Here is a 16,762-nt window from a genome sequence, read left to right as displayed (position 1 = left end):
TTAGACCGTTGCCCAAAAAGTAATGAGTAGTGTTCGAATAGAGTGTTCCATCGAGAAATCTTTCTTTACGATAGTCCCTAATCAGGAAATAGTCGCCCCTGCAATCTGTGCAGGAGACCATGATGTATCTCGCCGTTTCTCAAATTTCGGTTTTGTATATTCACTGAATTGATGCACTAAATTTTAAAATTCATTATCTAAAGATAAATAATTCGGAAATATTTCTGAATCATTCGAACAGAGTACAAATCGATTCACTACTCAATAGACTGCTGATCGAATGAATGAGTTTCATTTATTCTAAAAGAATTGTAGACGTCCTCTCATAATAAATATGATAGATTCTATAATTTATAATAAACAAGACATCCTCTTCCGCGTTAATTCGGAAGAGGATGTCTTGTTTAGTGGGATAAGTAAGCAAGTAAAAAACCTTCTTCAAGTTTAACGTGACGAATCGAACGGTAACGGGCATGACGGAAAGGAAAATAGAAGGAAAGATCAACGGTTAGGAGTCGGTTTGCGTAATGAAGGTAAGGTGGACGAATGAGGTAGGTTTCATTAAAGGATTCGGTATCATGAGGACAGACATCAAAGACTTCGAACGTGACGATGCGTTTGTTGGCTGTTCGTAATTGGAGCGTCAGTTCAACCGGTAAGTCGCGCTCTAAACCATAACGCGTCAACGGTACGGCAGCTTGAATGTGAAGGTGCGTTGGTCGAATCGTGACACAGATGTCTGTCAGCTCCGGAATTTCCTTTGTTAGCGCGCTTGCGAGATCGTATTCATCAATACTTGTGGCGAGTGTAAAACGACGAAATGTTTCAATGAGATGGCGGCCCAGTTTCATGAAGTAAACTCCTCTCTTAAACTTCCTAACTTCAGTATAAATGAATAATATACTAATTATTCCATATTATTTTTTAATAAAGTAAATTAATTCCTCTTAATTGGAGCTTCTTTTTAAAACAATACGATTTTTGCATGTTTTCGTATCGTTCAGGGAAGCACTAACCATGTTGATCTATCGTGCTTTTTCGAAAGGAGTTTGTTCATGCCTTACTTATCTGGATTTCCGTCGTCTTATTGGAAACAAAGTACTCCTGGCACTACGTATCCTGCTTTAAATCAAGACGCGCATCACGATGTTGTCGTCATTGGAGCTGGGATTGCGGGACTTGTCACAGCGATGCAACTGACTGAACGGGGCTATGATGTCGCTGTAATTGAAGCGGGTGACGTTGCTGTCGGTACGACCGGTTACACGACAGCGAAGGTCTCCTCCCAGCACGGTTTAATTTATGATACGTTGATTCGAACCGTCGGTGAGCAATCAGCGCGACTCTATTATGACGCGAACGAAGAAGCAATCACGTTTTTACGCCATCAAGTAGAACGGCTCGACATTGAATGCGAACTTGAAACGCAAGACGCTTATCTCTACGTTGCGAACTCAAAAGAGCAAGCGATGGAACGAGAAGTTCAAGCTTATGAACGTTTAGGGTTGAACGGGGGAGAGGCGACGGATGAGGTCCAGAGCAAATTACCGTACGCTGTAAAGCGAGCGGCCGTCTTGCGCAATCAAGCGCAGTTCCATCCCGTCAAATATCTTCAAGGACTCGCGCAACAAATCGTCCGTCACGGTGGTGCTGTATATGAACAGACACGTGCCGTATCGCTCGAGTCGAACCGGACGCCAACCGTTATCCTTGAGAATGGTCACCGGATCGAGGCGAAAAAAGTCGTCATCGCGACCCATTTTCCGTTTCATGACTTCAAAGGGTTGTATTTTTCAAAACTTGAAGTCCATCGCTCGTATATCGTGTCGGGTCATGTTGACGAGACGTTTCCGGACGGCATGTTCATGAGTGCCGATCAACCAAGTCGTTCCTTACGTCACACGCGGACAGAAGATGGGCATTTACTTGGTCTGTTTGGTGGGGAGAATCATTTATCTGGTCACGAGACGGAGACGATGCAGCGTTATGAGCATCTTGCTGACTTTGCACACAGTGAATTCCATGTCGAGTCGTTCGGACAGTTTTGGTCAGCGCAAGACTTGATCACGCTCGATAAAATTCCCTATATCGGACAGATGACGGCACATGATCCAAACGTATTCGTTGCGACGGGCTTCGCCAAGTGGGGGATGACGAACGGAATTGCAGCCGGATTATTGCTGAGCGACTTATTGACGGGAACACCAAACCGTTATCGTCATCTGTTTGATCCGAACCGTTCGAAACTAAAGACGAAGGACGCGACGCAGTTCGTCAAGAACAACGCGGACGTTGCCATTGAACTCGTCAAAGGAAAGCTGACGAAAGCGCGTCGTCGTGCTGACGAGTTGCAACCGGACGAGGGTGGACTCGTCACTCATCATGGAAAGACGGTTGGTGGGTATCGTGATCCAGAAGGGAATCTTCATCTCGTCTCGACGACCTGTACTCATATGGGATGCGATACGAAGTGGAACGAGGCGGAACGGTCATGGGATTGTCCGTGTCATGGTTCACGATTTGCCTCTACGGGAGAGGTGCTAGAAGGACCCGCTGTCACACCACTTAAACCAATCGATTAAGCAGAGGCGTTCGTCTCTGCTTTTTTTATTTTAAAAATAATCCGTAGACGATTTATGATATGTGATATAATCACCTGGTATTAAAAATATTTTAGCGCTAAACAATTAGAGTGCCGCTTTTGAATCGTGTTGTAGAGGCACCGTCACGACCGTTGCTCACTGGTTTCATATTTAGTTTCACTATTTTACTTAGCGTCGTGAACGCTGAAACAACCCGAGGAGGAAGCACCACTATGAGTAAAGAAAAGATTGCCCAGCTGCGCAAGCACGTGTCGCCGTTTGAAAAGGCGGACATTAAAGCCAGCGTCCGGCAGATGATCAACACGATCCTGCCGTTTCTCGTCCTATGGTTTCTGGCATATCAGGCCCTGAAGCTATCTGTGTTTCTTGCGGTTCCTTTGGCGATCCTCGCCGCTGGATTCGTCGTCCGGATGTTCATCATCTTCCATGACTGTACGCACGGTTCATTTTTCAAGAATAAGAAAGCGAATGCTATCGTCGGAACGATTACCGGAATCTTGACGTTATTCCCGTACGAGAAATGGAAGCGGGAACACGCGATCCATCACGCATCAAGCGGAAATCTTGATAAGCGTGGTGTCGGTGACATCTGGATCATGACGATTGATGAGTACATCGAAGCGTCACGCTTCACACGTCTCAAGTATCGTCTATACCGGAATCCGCTTGTCATGTTCGGTCTCGGACCACTCCTATTGATTCTTGTTTCGAGCCGCTTCAACCGGAAGGACGCTCGTAAAAAAGAACGCATCAACACGCATGTCATCAATGCGTCACTCATCGTCCTGTATGGTATTCTGATTTACTTCATCGGATGGCAAGCTTTCTTGATCATTCAAGGAACGACGATGTTCACAGCAGGCGTTCTTGGGATCTGGTTATTCTACGTCCAGCATACGTTCGAAGACTCGTATTTCGAGGATGAGAGCGAATGGGATTACGTCAAGGCGGCGATCGAAGGGAGCTCGTATTACGAGTTACCGAAGGTCTTACAATGGGTGACAGGAAACATCGGCTTCCACCACGTCCACCATCTCAGCCCGCGAGTTCCGAACTATCATCTTGAAAAAGCACACGTCTCGACGCCACCGCTTCATAAGGCGACGAAGATCGGATTATTCTCGAGTCTGAAATCGCTTCGCTATAAATTATACGATGCGAAGAACAGAACGTTCGTGACGTTCCAAGACATCAAGCACCTCTTACGCGAGCCAAAGACGTCATCGTTGTAAGTTACTGCACCTCATCCATGTGGATGGGGTGTTTTTTGTTGTATTCGAAGTGAAAACGGGAATATCATATGTATCACAAACAGCGGATGTCCGTCTTATGACGTATGTTCTTCGTGATCATCCATGATAGGATGTACCAATAGAGAGGAGAGTGCAGGATGCGCCGGATACCCATTGCTGCTTATGTAGGAGCAGCCATCTTACTTTCCTTATTCGTCTTTAGTTCAATGACGTACCAGCAACAATCCTTGATTCCGTTTTTGACGCAACATATCCCGCTTGACTGGGTCTATGCGTTTTCCTTCGTATCGTTCCATTATGAAGTGCCGATTAGTGTCGCGTCGCTTGGACCTGCAGCATTCCTTGAGTTTTTCATTCGTAAGGGGATGCACGCTGGTTTGTTCTTTATCCTCGGGATCAGTATCGTTCATTTCTTACGTGGACGAGGCTACGCGGCATTACCAGCTGCCTTCTTTGCCTTCACGACGGCGATGACGATTGGTGTCATGGATGAGTTCCATCAATTGTTGACGGGTGGACGAACACCACTCGTTGGAGATGTACTGATCGATGGAAGTGGAGCACTCATCGGTATCCTATTGTATACAATGATACGACTGTATTTAAAAGCCGATCAGATCGTTCGCGAACAAGAACAGCAGCGGGCATGAAAATACCCCATTGTCTCAATCCTATGACTGAGGCAATGGGGTATTTTAGCGATTAGAATCGTTGCACCCATTCAATTTTGAATTGGGTACGTCCGAATTCTTTTCTTAAAGTTTCATCCGCTTTTTTTCTAGCTATGGTGTGGTTACCAGCTCGAACATTAAGCCGATCCGTATCAATAACCTCGTCTTGATGTAATACTTGATACTGAATCGTATAGTCTCGCTTAAATAAGTTAAGTACACCCAATATACTCACTCCTCTGTTCATGAATTTTTGTCGATTATTTAGTTAATAACCTTTTATTACGAGTTGTAATCGGAAATGAGTTAGAAATATTAAATTTCGAATTTTGTTTGATTAGATATAGATTAATGTAATTTGTATAACTATCGTCCTTTTAGTATTCCAAAAAAGGATTACCTTGGAACTTTAAGGGGATTACCGTTAAAATAAAAAAGTAGCAACGATTATAATGTACCAACTGATATATAAAGGAGAGTAATCATGGAACAGGAGATGAACGAATCAAACGATCATGCACAATTGATCAGGCAAGCGGTGACACGCAAAGAGACCACTTTTTTTAGTTTATTATTAGCAGTCGCCATTTTGACGGTGGGTGGCATCATTGGATTAGTATTTGAAACAGGTGAGAGCGGGATCTATGCCATGTTCGCGCTAGTGATCCTACTATTCCTACTTTGGTTACGTCAATGGCGGCGAGTATCCCGGATTCGAAGTGAAGGGGTTCGCTTGAGTGCGGAGCAGTTCCCGGAGTTGTTCGAGCAAATCGGTCTATATACAGAACAATTGCAGTTGTGGCGGATCCCAGAAATTTACTTCCAAAACGACGTGGAACGACCAAACGTCATCGGATTATTTCAAAAGTATTTGATTGCCCTTCCGACGTCGTATTTGGAATTGACAGAGGTACGACGGTTCCAGTTATTGCTTGAACTCGCGCGCATCAAACGAAATCATCAAGAGAAGCAGGTCTTGCTTTGGGTCGGGAGCTGGGTTCCATTTTTACGTCCGGCTTACACGCGCGCATGCGAACGGACCCGCTATCAGATGGTCCTACCGCTTGTATCTAATCAAATTGCCCGGCAAGCGACCTTTGAAGATACCCTGGGACCAACACTTCTTGCGACGACGGATCTCGCCGTCTATGCGGCGGAGAAGCGTCAGCAACGAACGTTTTCTGTCTTATTGTATGAGAAACTACGGACCAATCTTTCGATGCTGGAACGGCTTCGCTTGATGGGGGAACCGCTCGATCAACCTCGTCCTGTCCTGCGTTATAGTCAGGGGATCGTCATCGGTCTCAGCGTTCTAACAGCTATGTTCTTCGTTAGTGCAGGGGCGGGGATTCTGCTGGACGAAGAGGGAACGCAAACGGTAGCCAGTAACGACATGGCGACGACAAAGACGAACAATCAGGATTTGAACGAGACGGAATTGATGGTGGCGATTCAAAAAGGGAAGCTTGAAGACATCCATCGTTTGATTCCGAAAAGTGATATGAAGGCAGTCGATGCAGACGGGGATACGGCGTTGCATTATCTCGGTTACCGGAAGTCGAGCAAGGGGCTTGAATCGATTTTTAAGGAACTACTTGCAGCAGGGAGTGATGTTGATGCCGTCAATGACTTTGGCGAACGACCATTCATTACAGCCGTCTTCAGCAATAACAATGAACTCGTCGATCTGTATTTAAAACGAGGCGAAAAGATCAATCAGCAGGATGACGATAAGTTCACGCCACTTCATCATGCGGTCGAAGGGGAAGGGAAACAGACAGTCAAGCTGCTGCTCGATCGTGGTGCCGATCCGTCAATCAAAAATGCCGATGGATTCACACCACTGATGATGGCGCAGGAGTATGAACTCGATGAAATCATTGATTTGTTGAAACAACACTCAGCACAGACGTTATGAAATGAAGACTAATTCAAATCATTATAAAAACGGCTTAATCCTTAAATGAGAGGATTAAGCCGTTTGCGTCTATAAAGTTGAATGGTTCGTTAAATGTTCAAATCGAAAATTTATTACAAAATATGCTTATAAAAGCAGATAAATTTATTAGCCAAATTGCTTTTGTAAGGAAGTATATGAAAGACTAAATGTATTTTCTACTTATTTTGCAGTTGCCGAAACATTAACGATGCGACCCTCTACTTTGTAATTGACTTCTTTTAATGAAGCTGCATAATCTCGAAGGTTTTCCCAGTCTGATAACCCAAGGTCAGTAACGCGACCTTCTTTATATGCTGTCGCGAATGGTGTAAGACCGTCTCCTCCTTTTGCAGTGAAAGCATTCGTTGCAATCACATAAGACTTAGCGAGATCAATCGTTTCGAATGTGCCGTTGTTATTGACCTGCATTTTTGTGACTCGAGAGCCTTTCACCTTTGAAGCGTCATATTCAAATTTCATACCTGCTACATGAAGGAAACCACCATTTTCGATTGGTGCCACACCAACACTGATTTCAAGAAGATCTTTAATTTCCTGTCCTGTCATTTTTGCTATCGCTAAAGTATTTCCGAATGGGAGTGTTGTCAAAACTTCTCCAACAGTCAATGGACCTGCATCGATAGCAGCACGAATTCCACCGCCATTTTGCATTGTGATAACTGTATCTTTATTATATTCTTTTGCTTTTTTTAGCATACCGTCAGTAATGAAGTTGCCGAGTGCTGTCTCACTATTTCGAACGCTAACTGTTCCGCGCGGATTCGGTAAGGCGTTAATGATATTCGCACCGACTTCTTCATTTTTGAGTTCCGCAATTTGATCAGCATACGGTTTGAGAATTTCAGCAGCGCGCGCATCTTCCGCAGCTTTCGACACATCAATCAATGAACCGTTGTAAGCTGTCAGTTTTCCTTGATAATCAAAAGTGACATCAAGATTTCCTAGGAAATCACCATATTGATAGGCTTGAGTAATGATGGTAGGCTCAGTCTTTCCAGGAACGACTGTCTCATCGACAACTACAGGCTTTTCAAGTTTCGTATGAGAATGACCACCGATGATAACGTCGATGCCATCGACGTTACGAGCAAGCAATTGGTCATTGTCGACCGCTTCATTATCATCGAATCCAATGTGTGTCAAAGCAACAATTTTATTTGCGCCACGTTTTTCTAAATCTTTTACAGCTTTTTTAGCACTTGCAATATAATTCGCAAATGTTACTGATCCAGCACTTGAGATTTCTGCTGTCTCTTCAGTCGTCAATCCGAAGAAACCGATTTTTTCATTTTTATATTGTTTAATGACGCCAGGATAAATTTGACCGTTTTTTGGGTTAGACTTATAGGAATCTGATTGAAGATTTGAAAGTAATTCATTTTTACTAAAGTCAATATTTGCTGTGACAAAAGGGAAGTCAGCATTTGCAACGAAATCCCGCAAAGCTTGGTGGTTATCTTGGCTTCCAAGATCAAATTCATGGTTACCAAATGTCATAAGATCATACTTCATATAATTCATTAGTTCTAAATCAGCTTGACCTTTAAATTTATTGAAGTATAAAGATCCTGAAAAAACATCACCTGCATCTAGTAACAAAGATGGAATTCCTTTTTTCTGAGAATCCAAGCGCAATTCGTTAATGACAGTTGCTCTTTTTGGTGCCTTATCTAGATTTGCATGTGTGTCGTTTGTGTGCATTAAATGAAGTGAAAATGACGGCTTTTGCTTTTCTTCTTTTTCTTTTGGAGAGGCAAGCACATTAATCGGTTGATTGATCAGAAAAGCGGACGAGACAAGAGACAGGGCAACTGCATTCGAGAGTAAGACTTTTGGATTCTTCATGATAGACCCCCTATGAAATATGATGATTAGTTTAAAGGTCAACGTGCAATCAGCGACCTCTATTTATTACTATAAATCTTTTTTTAGGATTTGGGTTTAAAATTAAGGTAAAAATTTTAAAAACAAACTAAATATATGATAACGCTTACAAAAATGAATATTATTTTTAAATATATACCTTAAAATATGAGTAATAGGAAATTTATTACGAATAATTCCGATTTGTTAGTGGTTTAAAATTACTAAAAATTGTATAATTTTGATTAAGGATAAAGTTCGGATGAAAAGAGGCAACGATAGATGAATGATACGATTCGAGGAGGCGTCCTCGTCGGCATTATTTGTGTGATCACGGTGCTCCTCGTATGGGGGCTTGCATCACCACCGACGACGATTGAGTTTCCACATTTTAATCACGCGTAAAGGAAACAAACTAGGAGATGACCGGTGGTATACCCGCCGGTTTTTTTCGTGCCCGAAAAACTACAGTTTGGTGTCGGTTCGTCCTATACATTGACACGCTTTTTCACGATAGCTAGAATTGATTAAGTGTATATAAGAAGTATTGCTTCTGTCATGCACGAATGAGTGGATAAAGGAGGCGAGTCGGAATTGACCGGGCAAGGTCCCGTTCACGCAGAGAGAGCGTTCGTTTGAGTAATCGCGGACGGCATCTGTCTTTTTTTGAGTGGAATCAACGAATATGAAAATAAAATACATGTATCATGAATCGGAAGGAACTTACACTTATGCTGAAAGAAATGAGAAGTATCATCCGGGAACAGGTGGAGAATTTCCCTCTGATTCGCCGGTTGGCGCGATATGAGATCAAATCAGCGCATGCAGAGCAACGCCTTGGCCTTTTATGGGAGCTCCTCAATCCGGGTCTCCAAATCTTTATCTATTGGTTCGTCTTTGGTGTCGGTCTTAAAGGAAATAAGAACGTGGATGGCGACATTCCGTTCATCGTCTGGCTCCTTTGCGGGATCGTCGTCTGGTTCTTCATTAATGATGCGTTACTTCGCGGATCGAACTCGATCAACAGTCGTCTCGCGATGGTGACGAAGATGCGTTTCCCGATGAGTGCGATTCCATCGTATGTCATCTTGTCACGGATGTATCAACATTTTGCGATGCTCTTGATCGTCTTCATCGTCATTATCGCAAATGGCATCCCAATCACGTGGAAGTTACTTCAATTGCCGTATTATATGATCGCGACGTACATTTTCGTCTATGCGTTCTCACTTTGTTTTTCAACACTCATCACACTCGTCAAGGACATCCAGCTCTTCTTGCAATCGATGATGCGGATGCTCTTTTATATGACACCGATCCTCTGGAACATTGATCGGTTCCCGGACTTTTTACACGGCGTCCTTCGTTTAAATCCTGTCTTTTATCTCGTCGAGGGATACCGGGCGAGCTTGCTCGGTGGGCATTGGGTCTGGCAGGAGTGGCCGACCGGTCTGTACTTCTGGAGTGTGACGCTCCTATTGTTCACAGCGGGAACATTCTTGCACATCAAGTTCCGTAAATCATTCACAGAGCTCGTTTAAGGGAAGGAAATCGCCATGTCTATGATTAAACTCGACCATGTCACGAAACGCTTCGACATGGTCACGACTACAAAAGAAAAATTCAAGCTCTTGTTCAAGAATCAAAGCAAGAGCGTTAAAACATTCACTGCACTACGGGACGTCTCACTTGAAATCGGATCAGGTGAAGTCGTTGGACTCGTCGGAATCAATGGTTCCGGTAAGTCGACGTTATCGAACTTGATTTCAGGCATCATCTACGCAAACGAAGGAGACGTCGCGATCAACGGTGAAGTTGCGATCATCGCCGTCTCACAAGGATTGAAGAACGTCCTGACAGGGCGGGAGAACATTCGCTTGAAGTGTCTTATGCTCGGGATGGACGATGCGGAAATCGAACGCCGGATGCCTGGCATCATCGATTTTGCCGATATTGGTGACTTCATCGATCAGCCAATCAAGAAATATTCGAGTGGGATGAAGTCGCGCCTCGGTTTTGCGATCGCCGTCAACGTCGACGCGGACATTTTGATCGTCGATGAAGCATTATCGGTCGGGGACCAAACCTTCTACAACCGTTGTATCGATAAGATGAACGAGTTTAAAGAAGAAGGAAAGACGATCATCTTCGTCAGTCACTCGCTTTCGCAAATCAAAAGTTTCTGTGAGCGCGTCGTTTGGCTCGAGTACGGTCAGGTCCGGCTCGACGGAACGACGAAAGATGTCTTGCCAGAGTACAAGAAGTTCCTCGCTGAATATAAGAAATGGTCGAAAGAGGAACAGCATCAATACCGACGTGATCGCTTGAAAGAACAAGCAGCCAATGCACGGTCAGGTAAAGAAAACGCGGATTCAGCGGATACGGTCAAACATCCAGGTTGGATCTTGTCAGGTCTTGGTCTAATCGTCCTGGCAGCCGGGAGTTTGATGGTCATTGACGAAACGCCGTCTTTGACGAATCTCAGCGATGCGATCTTGAATTTCTTTTAATAGTAAGCCAGGTGCCAACGTGCATCTGGTTTTTTTGTATCAGAAGAGTAGGAATCCTAAAGCGTCATGGAGAACACTAGTAACGAGAGAGAAGTAGAATCGGAAGAGTTAGGAATCAAAAAAAACGGAGTCGAGGACTCCGCTTTCATCAAGTTTGTGAGCGATCCATATATGTTTTGACGTGTGGGGCTTCATACGTCGCGAAGCGTTCAAGGAGACAATCGGGGTCTGACTCGACGATCAACATCGCGCGGTGTTCCGGAATCAAGAATCCTTGACGTTCCATCGTATCGAATAGGGCGATCAAGGGATCGTAGTAGCCGTCGATGTTAAGGACACCACAGGGCTTTTCATGTAGACCGAGTTGCGCCCACGTAAAGACTTCGAAGAACTCTTCCATCGTACCGGGACCACCAGGGAGAATGATGAATCCGTCGGCAAGCTCTGACATCTTTGCTTTCCGCTCATGCATCGAGTGGACGAGATGTAATTCAGTTAATCCCGGATGGGCAAGTTCCTTTTCTTGTAGAAAATGAGGCAAGACACCGAGGACTTGACCTTGAGCAGCGAGCGTAGCGTCCGCAACAGCTCCCATCGTTCCAACGCGGGAACCACCGTATACGAGTCCGATGCCGTGCGCAGCGAGCGCTTGACCAAGCTTCCCCGCAGCCTCGCGAAAGACTGGGCTAGCACCATCTTTAGAACCACAAAATACAGCAAGTCTATTCATGAAACAGAACCTCCTTCGTTATTTCCACCATAGCATATTCGGTGATCGGACGGCAGGGTAGACCAGAAAGGAGCTCGATATGCGACCACGTACGATTGTTTGGCTCGTCCTAATTATCGCAGCAATCAATTTAGGACTTGGGATATGGATGCCGGATACGTCGACTCGGACGACGATTAGTTCGATACTACTAGGCGTGATTGTAGTACTCGGTATCTTTTACGTCATTGCGTTACGACAATCCTCAAAATGAAGAGAGCTCGTCGACTCGTAGGAGTTGGACGAGCTCTTTTTTTGTCTGTTACGGAATTTCACCATGATGGAATATTCAAAAAAATCTATTTTCATACACAAGTTCGACATATTGATGGATGATTTGTAAAAAAAACACAGTAATCAGGACATATGACCCGCGTCAATAGTAATGGAAAATGAAAATAATGTGTAAAATACCATAATTATTCGTATTCGAATATTCAGAGGGGGTCTAAGGTTATATGATGTTGTTACGAAGCCATACGAAAAAAATTAGGAGGTAATTTATATGAACTTGAAAAAGAAATTAGGTTTAGTTTTAGGAACAATAACTCTATCTATCACCTTAGCCACAACATCTATTCATTCAATTGATTCAAGTAAACAATTAGCGAAAGAGATCCCGTTCGAGTTTTCAGTGAAGCGTGATTTAGCGAAAGAGATCCCGTTCGAGTTTTCAGTGAAGCGTGATTTAGCGAAAGAGATCCCGTTCGAGTTTTCAGTGAAGCGTGATTTAGCGAAAGAGATCCCATTCGAGTTTTCAGTGAAGCGTGATTTAGCGAAAGAGATCCCATTCGAGTTTTCGGTAAAGCGTGATTTAGCTTAAGAGAGGTTACTTGAGTTCTCTGTGAAGCGAATCATTGGTCAAGTACTACAAAGTGCGACTTTGTGTCTAAAATAATCTGAGTGTATTCTTTCATATTTAATAAATCAAAAAGTAATAAGGCATTCTTGTATGAATGCATAATTTCTTTTTGAGAATGATTTAAAAGTTCTTGGCATTCACCTTTTTGGGAGTAAAGTTGACCTAACAACGACATATTCTTATTGAGCAGGCTAATATTAATTGCTTTTTGAACGATCTCTAATGATTTCTGAACTTCATTAAGTTTTAGTAAGATTTTCGAGTAATTATAATGTATTCGAATTTTTTCAAGAATTAGTTCATCGCTATCATAGTCCAAATTCATTAGTTCTTCATAAACGATTCGACTATGCTTATAACTTTTATTCTCAAAATGAAGGATGGCAATCGCCGATTTAATTCGAAGTATCATACTAGGTGAATAATAAAGTGATGAATATTTCTCTGAAATTTGCTGTAATTCTATAATACATGTACGATAGTCTAATTTTTCTAACCTATAAGAACTGAGTAAGTAGAAATATCGAACAAGTAGGTTAAGTTCTTCATCCAAGGGACTTGAATTTATTATTTTTTGAGTCTCAAAATGTAGTGCTTGGAAGTCACCACTTCTAAATCGATGTAGTAGTTTTTCATCTAAAAGTTTAAGTGACTCTCTAAAATTAGTATGATCAAGAAAAAGTGTCATTGGCACTTGCAATCGACGCGATAGTGCATAGAGCAACTCTACCGTCGGTGAATGTGTGCCACTTTCAATCTTACTAATCTCTGCTTGACTGCAGATTCCGTTCGCTAAATCTTTTTGGGTCAGGTTGTGTTTCTTCCGCAATCGGCGTAATGCTAAGCCGATTTGCGGTGACATGAATTGATCCATCGGCTCCTCGTCCTTTCGTGGAGATTGAACTGGTATAGGGTATCAACTTCTATTATAGAAGCGAACAAGACTAGATACTACTGATTTACTTGATTTCGTATCAATGTTTCAACGACCATCTCACTTGATTCAGAAAGGGGTACAACCATGACACTCATCTTAAAAGAAACGCGACGTAACATGACTTCTTGCGCTTGGTGTCTTAATCCTGCTACCGTCTCCGTCGCCCCCCTCGCTCATCGGGAAATGGACCGGACTGCTACGAAACCTAAGGCAAACGTCAAATCGGCTTAATGCACGCAAAAAGGACTTCATTCGGCTATTAGAATGAAGCCCTTTTTTCAATCACTTAACGAGAAAGGAGAGAGGGCATGATCGGATTATCGCTTTTATCGGAACAAGACGGCTGGCTACAACGTTCTCTTCCGTCGACCGACCTGCAAACTTTTTGCCAGACGCACCGTATTTCACTCGACGCTTTTGATTACGATACGCATACATTCCATGATTTACTCGATTATATGGATTTTCAGGAGTACGAACATTACGTCTTCGTCCTCCAAGGAGAAGGCGAGCGGACGTTACGGCTCGTCGCGTATTTACAACATGAGATGCTGCACGTCCAGTTCCATCTGATTCGTCCGAATGGAGAAGTGCTGTTCGGACAACCTGATTTCTTGAATGGTCTCGTCTTACCGCAAGAAGAAATGCCTGCTTCTGCATCCGTTCCAGCTGTCCATCATGCGCTTCTCTCGTTGATGACGGGTGTTTACCCAGCATCTGTGCCGCACCATCCGCAACCGTTACGTCATGTCTACATTGAGGATAGCTCGTTACTGGACCAGATTCCAGCTAGTAATTTCCGAGCGATGACGATCAATAGCGTCATCTACTTTGATCACCCGATGCGTCACGATCTACCGATCATCGAACTGATGAGTCGAACACCAATTCTATTGACGTTTTCTGATCGCCTCTCTCCGTCGCTTGAGTCACAGCTGACCGTTTTGTCGCGTGATGCGCTTGCGGAAAGATTAAAGGATTGGCAACAAACGGGACGGATTCGAAACGATCATTCGATGGGGATACTCGATTATGCGACGTTAAGTGGCTTACGCGTCTCGCATCGACTGTTCTTTTTTGCAGACGGGATTTACGCCGATCGCCAGAAGACGATTCAGTTGAGTGCGGACATCTCTGTTGATATCGAGTCGTTCCGGGAACAGCAACCACAACCGGAACCCCTCGCGTCGCAAACCGAGCTGGAGCTATTTCCTCTTTTGTATCAACTGGCAGGATCGTTTCAGGGTACGAGTCGTTTCATCACACCGTACTCCGATCTCGAATTGCCACGGACGTCCGGACGGATTGGACCGTTGACATTGATCGGCATTCAAAACGAAGAAGGCTGTTTTGCTTTCAACCGGACGACATTACGGTTATTTGAGACGAACGAAGCATTCCTTTGGATTCTTGAAGCGGATCAAAAGGAACAGTTCGACGTGTTACCGGAGCGGCTCGGCGCAGATTATGCAGAAGCGATTCAGCATTACAAGGAGTTGATGTATCATGGGTGACGTCTTATTCGGTCCATTCTTACGCAAAGGTAGCTACTCGCGTGTCCAGGTGCTGGATCATGTCCAAGCGGATGAACGATTCGGTCAACTGTATCAAGAAGCGCAGCAACTTACTGAAGTTGATGAGCTGATGTTATACCGACGTTATCTACAAAAAGGAGAGAGCATTCTGTTTCATGGCACGTTTGATCCCTCGCTATTTAATCTCTTGTCTGATGAAGGCTATGATCTTTATCTGATCGAACCGGAAGCTACGCGGACGAAACAGATTGCGGAGAAGTATCAGCATAAGATTTACGGGTGGAGTCATGACATAACGGATGTCGTCGGTCCTGAGTATTTTGACCGGATTATCTTACCGGGAACGACGATTTTACGTTATACGCGCGGGGAGCTGTTGTTGTTCTTCCGAAACATCCGTCAATTATTGCGACCGAGCGGACGATTGCTCGTGTCCTTGTATCACGTCGATCACTTGAGATCGATCGCACATCCGATCGCGACACGACGTTTTCAAAAGACATTGCTCTTCTATGGCTACCACATTGATGGCGAACGTTTATTATTCAACGCCTATCTCAAATTGGGGCAAGAGGAAAAGGTCAGTTATGCGGTCGAATATTTGTACGAACCGAAAACGTTGTTTGAATTTGCGACGTTATCACGCTATCAGGGACAGTTTCTGTATGAGGGGAAAACAATGTTGGTGCTGGAATTCGAGAAACAGTAGTCAAATAATATAATGTAACGATACAATTAAAATTATATGTAATATACTGGTTTGGATAGGTCTAAAGACTGGGTAATGTGATACAGTAGTTTCCTTTTCACGATTCGAAGTACATCATGAGAAAGAGGAGCCGGACACATCATGGAAAATCAGAGCGGAAGTACCTTTCAGCAAAGCTGTTTATCGTTCATTGAGACCTTGTTTCCAGATGAATCTTTTCACTTCTTAGAAGAATCGAAAGTAACAGACGCCTTTGGGCATCCCGGTCGACAATTGTTCTTCTCTTCATCTGCTCGTACTCTGAAATTCAGCGTACTCGCGCAGGCGCATCAGCGTTACGCGCGTGTATTCGTATCCGAGAAAACAAGTGAGAATACGTTTTTTCGCAAGCTTCTAGAAGCGACATATGAAGACGGTCAATTGTACATCGACCATATCGTCCAAACGGAATAAGAAGAGGGATCAAAATCAGCTGATTTTGATCCCATTTTTTATTACGCCTCAATCGAAGAAAGCCCGCGTTTTAATGCTTGGTCAATAGACGTCGCCATCTCATCCCGGACGTTCGGTGAGACGAGGCGCCCATCGAAATAAATTTCCTTTGATAGACTAAGATGAACGAGTAGGTCCTCGAGAATGAGCTTCAGATCAAGCGGTTGCGATGGTTCAAGCGCTTGTTGCATGAATTCATTCAACGAAGGATGCTGTACATACTTCGGATCGATGAGATCAATGACCGTCGTGTCTAAAGCAAGAGCCAAGCGTTCTAGGACTTGAGGAGAGGGCATGCGCTGACCACGTTCGTAAGCGGAGATGTCCGTTGCTGATTCACCACAGCGTTCAGCCAAAAACTTTTGAGTATACTTGTGTTGTTTGCGCAATTGCATGATTTTTTTACCTAGTGCACGGTTCATGGCACTCCACTCCTATTCTTCAGGTCATCGTGTATAGTACTAATTAACCACTTTCATTATAAAAGAAACCTGTGAAATGTAAAATATCGTTTTTCAAGGAAACTAAAAAAATGAAATGGGTTAAACTAGAAATTGAATTTTAGAAGGAATCGTTTGTCGTTTCCACTCATACTATT

19 protein-coding genes are annotated in these 16,762 nt (G+C 43.7%); 13 read left to right on the top strand and 6 right to left on the bottom strand.

Annotated features, from left to right (window positions below; all coding sequences use genetic code 11):
- Positions 1 to 404: 404 nt before the first annotated feature.
- Positions 405 to 851 carry a hypothetical protein gene (locus tag K6T22_RS14260; RefSeq protein ID WP_238237916.1) on the bottom strand — a complete coding sequence of 149 codons (447 nt, stop codon included), beginning with the start codon at positions 849 to 851 and terminating at the stop codon, positions 405 to 407.
- 204 nt (positions 852 to 1,055) lie between these two features.
- On the opposite strand from K6T22_RS14260, the gene K6T22_RS14255 reads away from it, so the two are divergent.
- From K6T22_RS14255 to K6T22_RS14245, 3 genes are all read left to right on the top strand, one after another.
- Entirely contained in the window at positions 1,056 to 2,582 is a 1,527-nt protein-coding gene (locus K6T22_RS14255) for an FAD-dependent oxidoreductase (RefSeq protein WP_238237915.1), read from the top strand.
- A gap of 233 nt (positions 2,583 to 2,815) precedes the next feature.
- On the top strand, positions 2,816 to 3,835 hold the full coding sequence (locus K6T22_RS14250) for a Delta(5) desaturase DesA (RefSeq protein WP_238237913.1): 1,020 nt from the start codon (positions 2,816 to 2,818) through the stop codon (positions 3,833 to 3,835).
- Between the two features lie 158 nt (positions 3,836 to 3,993).
- Complete coding sequence (locus K6T22_RS14245; RefSeq protein WP_238237912.1) at positions 3,994 to 4,506, top strand: VanZ family protein; 513 nt, start codon at positions 3,994 to 3,996, stop codon at positions 4,504 to 4,506.
- Between the two features lie 52 nt (positions 4,507 to 4,558).
- Here K6T22_RS14245 and K6T22_RS14240 read toward each other — a convergent pair whose 3' ends face one another.
- Entirely contained in the window at positions 4,559 to 4,753 is a 195-nt protein-coding gene (locus tag K6T22_RS14240) for a hypothetical protein (protein WP_238237911.1), read from the bottom strand.
- 258 nt (positions 4,754 to 5,011) lie between these two features.
- Here K6T22_RS14240 and K6T22_RS14235 point away from each other — a divergent pair, with 258 nt between their 5' ends.
- Positions 5,012 to 6,445, top strand: coding sequence for an ankyrin repeat domain-containing protein (locus K6T22_RS14235; RefSeq protein ID WP_238237910.1), 1,434 nt, complete (start codon positions 5,012 to 5,014; stop codon positions 6,443 to 6,445).
- Between the two features lie 201 nt (positions 6,446 to 6,646).
- On the opposite strand, the gene K6T22_RS14230 is transcribed toward K6T22_RS14235, so the two are convergent.
- Positions 6,647 to 8,332, bottom strand: coding sequence for a bifunctional metallophosphatase/5'-nucleotidase (locus K6T22_RS14230; RefSeq protein WP_238237909.1), 1,686 nt, complete (start codon positions 8,330 to 8,332; stop codon positions 6,647 to 6,649).
- 300 nt (positions 8,333 to 8,632) lie between these two features.
- Between K6T22_RS14230 and K6T22_RS17315 the strand changes: the two genes are divergently transcribed.
- The 3 genes from K6T22_RS17315 to K6T22_RS14220 all read left to right on the top strand — a co-directional run bounded on the left by K6T22_RS17315 (position 8,633) and on the right by K6T22_RS14220 (position 10,860).
- Complete coding sequence (locus K6T22_RS17315) at positions 8,633 to 8,755, top strand: hypothetical protein (protein WP_255359374.1); 123 nt, start codon at positions 8,633 to 8,635, stop codon at positions 8,753 to 8,755.
- A gap of 326 nt (positions 8,756 to 9,081) precedes the next feature.
- Complete coding sequence (locus K6T22_RS14225) at positions 9,082 to 9,891, top strand: ABC transporter permease (protein ID WP_238237908.1); 810 nt, start codon at positions 9,082 to 9,084, stop codon at positions 9,889 to 9,891.
- Between the two features lie 15 nt (positions 9,892 to 9,906).
- Positions 9,907 to 10,860 carry an ABC transporter ATP-binding protein gene (locus K6T22_RS14220; RefSeq protein WP_238237907.1) on the top strand — a complete coding sequence of 318 codons (954 nt, stop codon included), beginning with the start codon at positions 9,907 to 9,909 and terminating at the stop codon, positions 10,858 to 10,860.
- A 148-nt stretch (positions 10,861 to 11,008) separates the two neighbouring features.
- Here the strand turns inward: K6T22_RS14220 and K6T22_RS14215 are convergent, their stop codons facing one another.
- A complete protein-coding gene (locus K6T22_RS14215) occupies positions 11,009 to 11,590 on the bottom strand; it encodes an LOG family protein (RefSeq protein ID WP_238237906.1) in 582 nt (193 codons plus the stop codon).
- 79 nt (positions 11,591 to 11,669) lie between these two features.
- Between K6T22_RS14215 and K6T22_RS14210 the strand changes: the two genes are divergently transcribed.
- Both K6T22_RS14210 and K6T22_RS14205 read left to right on the top strand, forming a co-directional pair.
- A complete protein-coding gene (locus K6T22_RS14210; RefSeq protein ID WP_023469413.1) occupies positions 11,670 to 11,843 on the top strand; it encodes a hypothetical protein in 174 nt (57 codons plus the stop codon).
- Positions 11,844 to 12,134: 291 nt separating this feature from the next.
- Positions 12,135 to 12,452 (top strand): hypothetical protein, encoded by a 318-nt coding sequence (locus K6T22_RS14205; protein ID WP_238237905.1) that lies wholly within the window; start codon positions 12,135 to 12,137, stop codon positions 12,450 to 12,452.
- Between the two features lie 31 nt (positions 12,453 to 12,483).
- On the opposite strand, the gene K6T22_RS14200 is transcribed toward K6T22_RS14205, so the two are convergent.
- Positions 12,484 to 13,365, bottom strand: a complete 882-nt coding sequence (locus tag K6T22_RS14200; protein ID WP_238237904.1) for a helix-turn-helix domain-containing protein — start codon at positions 13,363 to 13,365, stop codon at positions 12,484 to 12,486.
- 147 nt (positions 13,366 to 13,512) lie between these two features.
- On the opposite strand from K6T22_RS14200, the gene K6T22_RS14195 reads away from it, so the two are divergent.
- The 4 genes from K6T22_RS14195 (at position 13,513) to K6T22_RS14180 (ending at position 16,125) form a co-directional block, all read left to right on the top strand.
- Positions 13,513 to 13,659, top strand: a complete 147-nt coding sequence (locus K6T22_RS14195; RefSeq protein ID WP_156323178.1) for a hypothetical protein — start codon at positions 13,513 to 13,515, stop codon at positions 13,657 to 13,659.
- Between the two features lie 77 nt (positions 13,660 to 13,736).
- On the top strand, positions 13,737 to 14,942 hold the full coding sequence (locus K6T22_RS14190; protein ID WP_238237903.1) for a hypothetical protein: 1,206 nt from the start codon (positions 13,737 to 13,739) through the stop codon (positions 14,940 to 14,942).
- Positions 14,935 to 15,672, top strand: coding sequence for a class I SAM-dependent methyltransferase (locus tag K6T22_RS14185; protein ID WP_238237902.1), 738 nt, complete (start codon positions 14,935 to 14,937; stop codon positions 15,670 to 15,672). The genes K6T22_RS14190 and K6T22_RS14185 overlap by 8 nt, the downstream gene beginning before the upstream one ends.
- A gap of 141 nt (positions 15,673 to 15,813) precedes the next feature.
- Positions 15,814 to 16,125, top strand: coding sequence for a hypothetical protein (locus tag K6T22_RS14180; RefSeq protein ID WP_238237900.1), 312 nt, complete (start codon positions 15,814 to 15,816; stop codon positions 16,123 to 16,125).
- A 41-nt stretch (positions 16,126 to 16,166) separates the two neighbouring features.
- Here K6T22_RS14180 and K6T22_RS14175 read toward each other — a convergent pair whose 3' ends face one another.
- Positions 16,167 to 16,586, bottom strand: a complete 420-nt coding sequence (locus K6T22_RS14175; RefSeq protein WP_238237899.1) for a helix-turn-helix domain-containing protein — start codon at positions 16,584 to 16,586, stop codon at positions 16,167 to 16,169.
- Between the last annotated feature and the right edge of the window lie 176 nt (positions 16,587 to 16,762).

Source organism: Exiguobacterium acetylicum, assembly GCF_022170825.1.
Classification (GTDB): domain Bacteria; phylum Bacillota; class Bacilli; order Exiguobacteriales; family Exiguobacteriaceae; genus Exiguobacterium_A; species Exiguobacterium_A acetylicum_B.
This window is presented reverse-complemented; position numbering and strand designations above follow the sequence as displayed.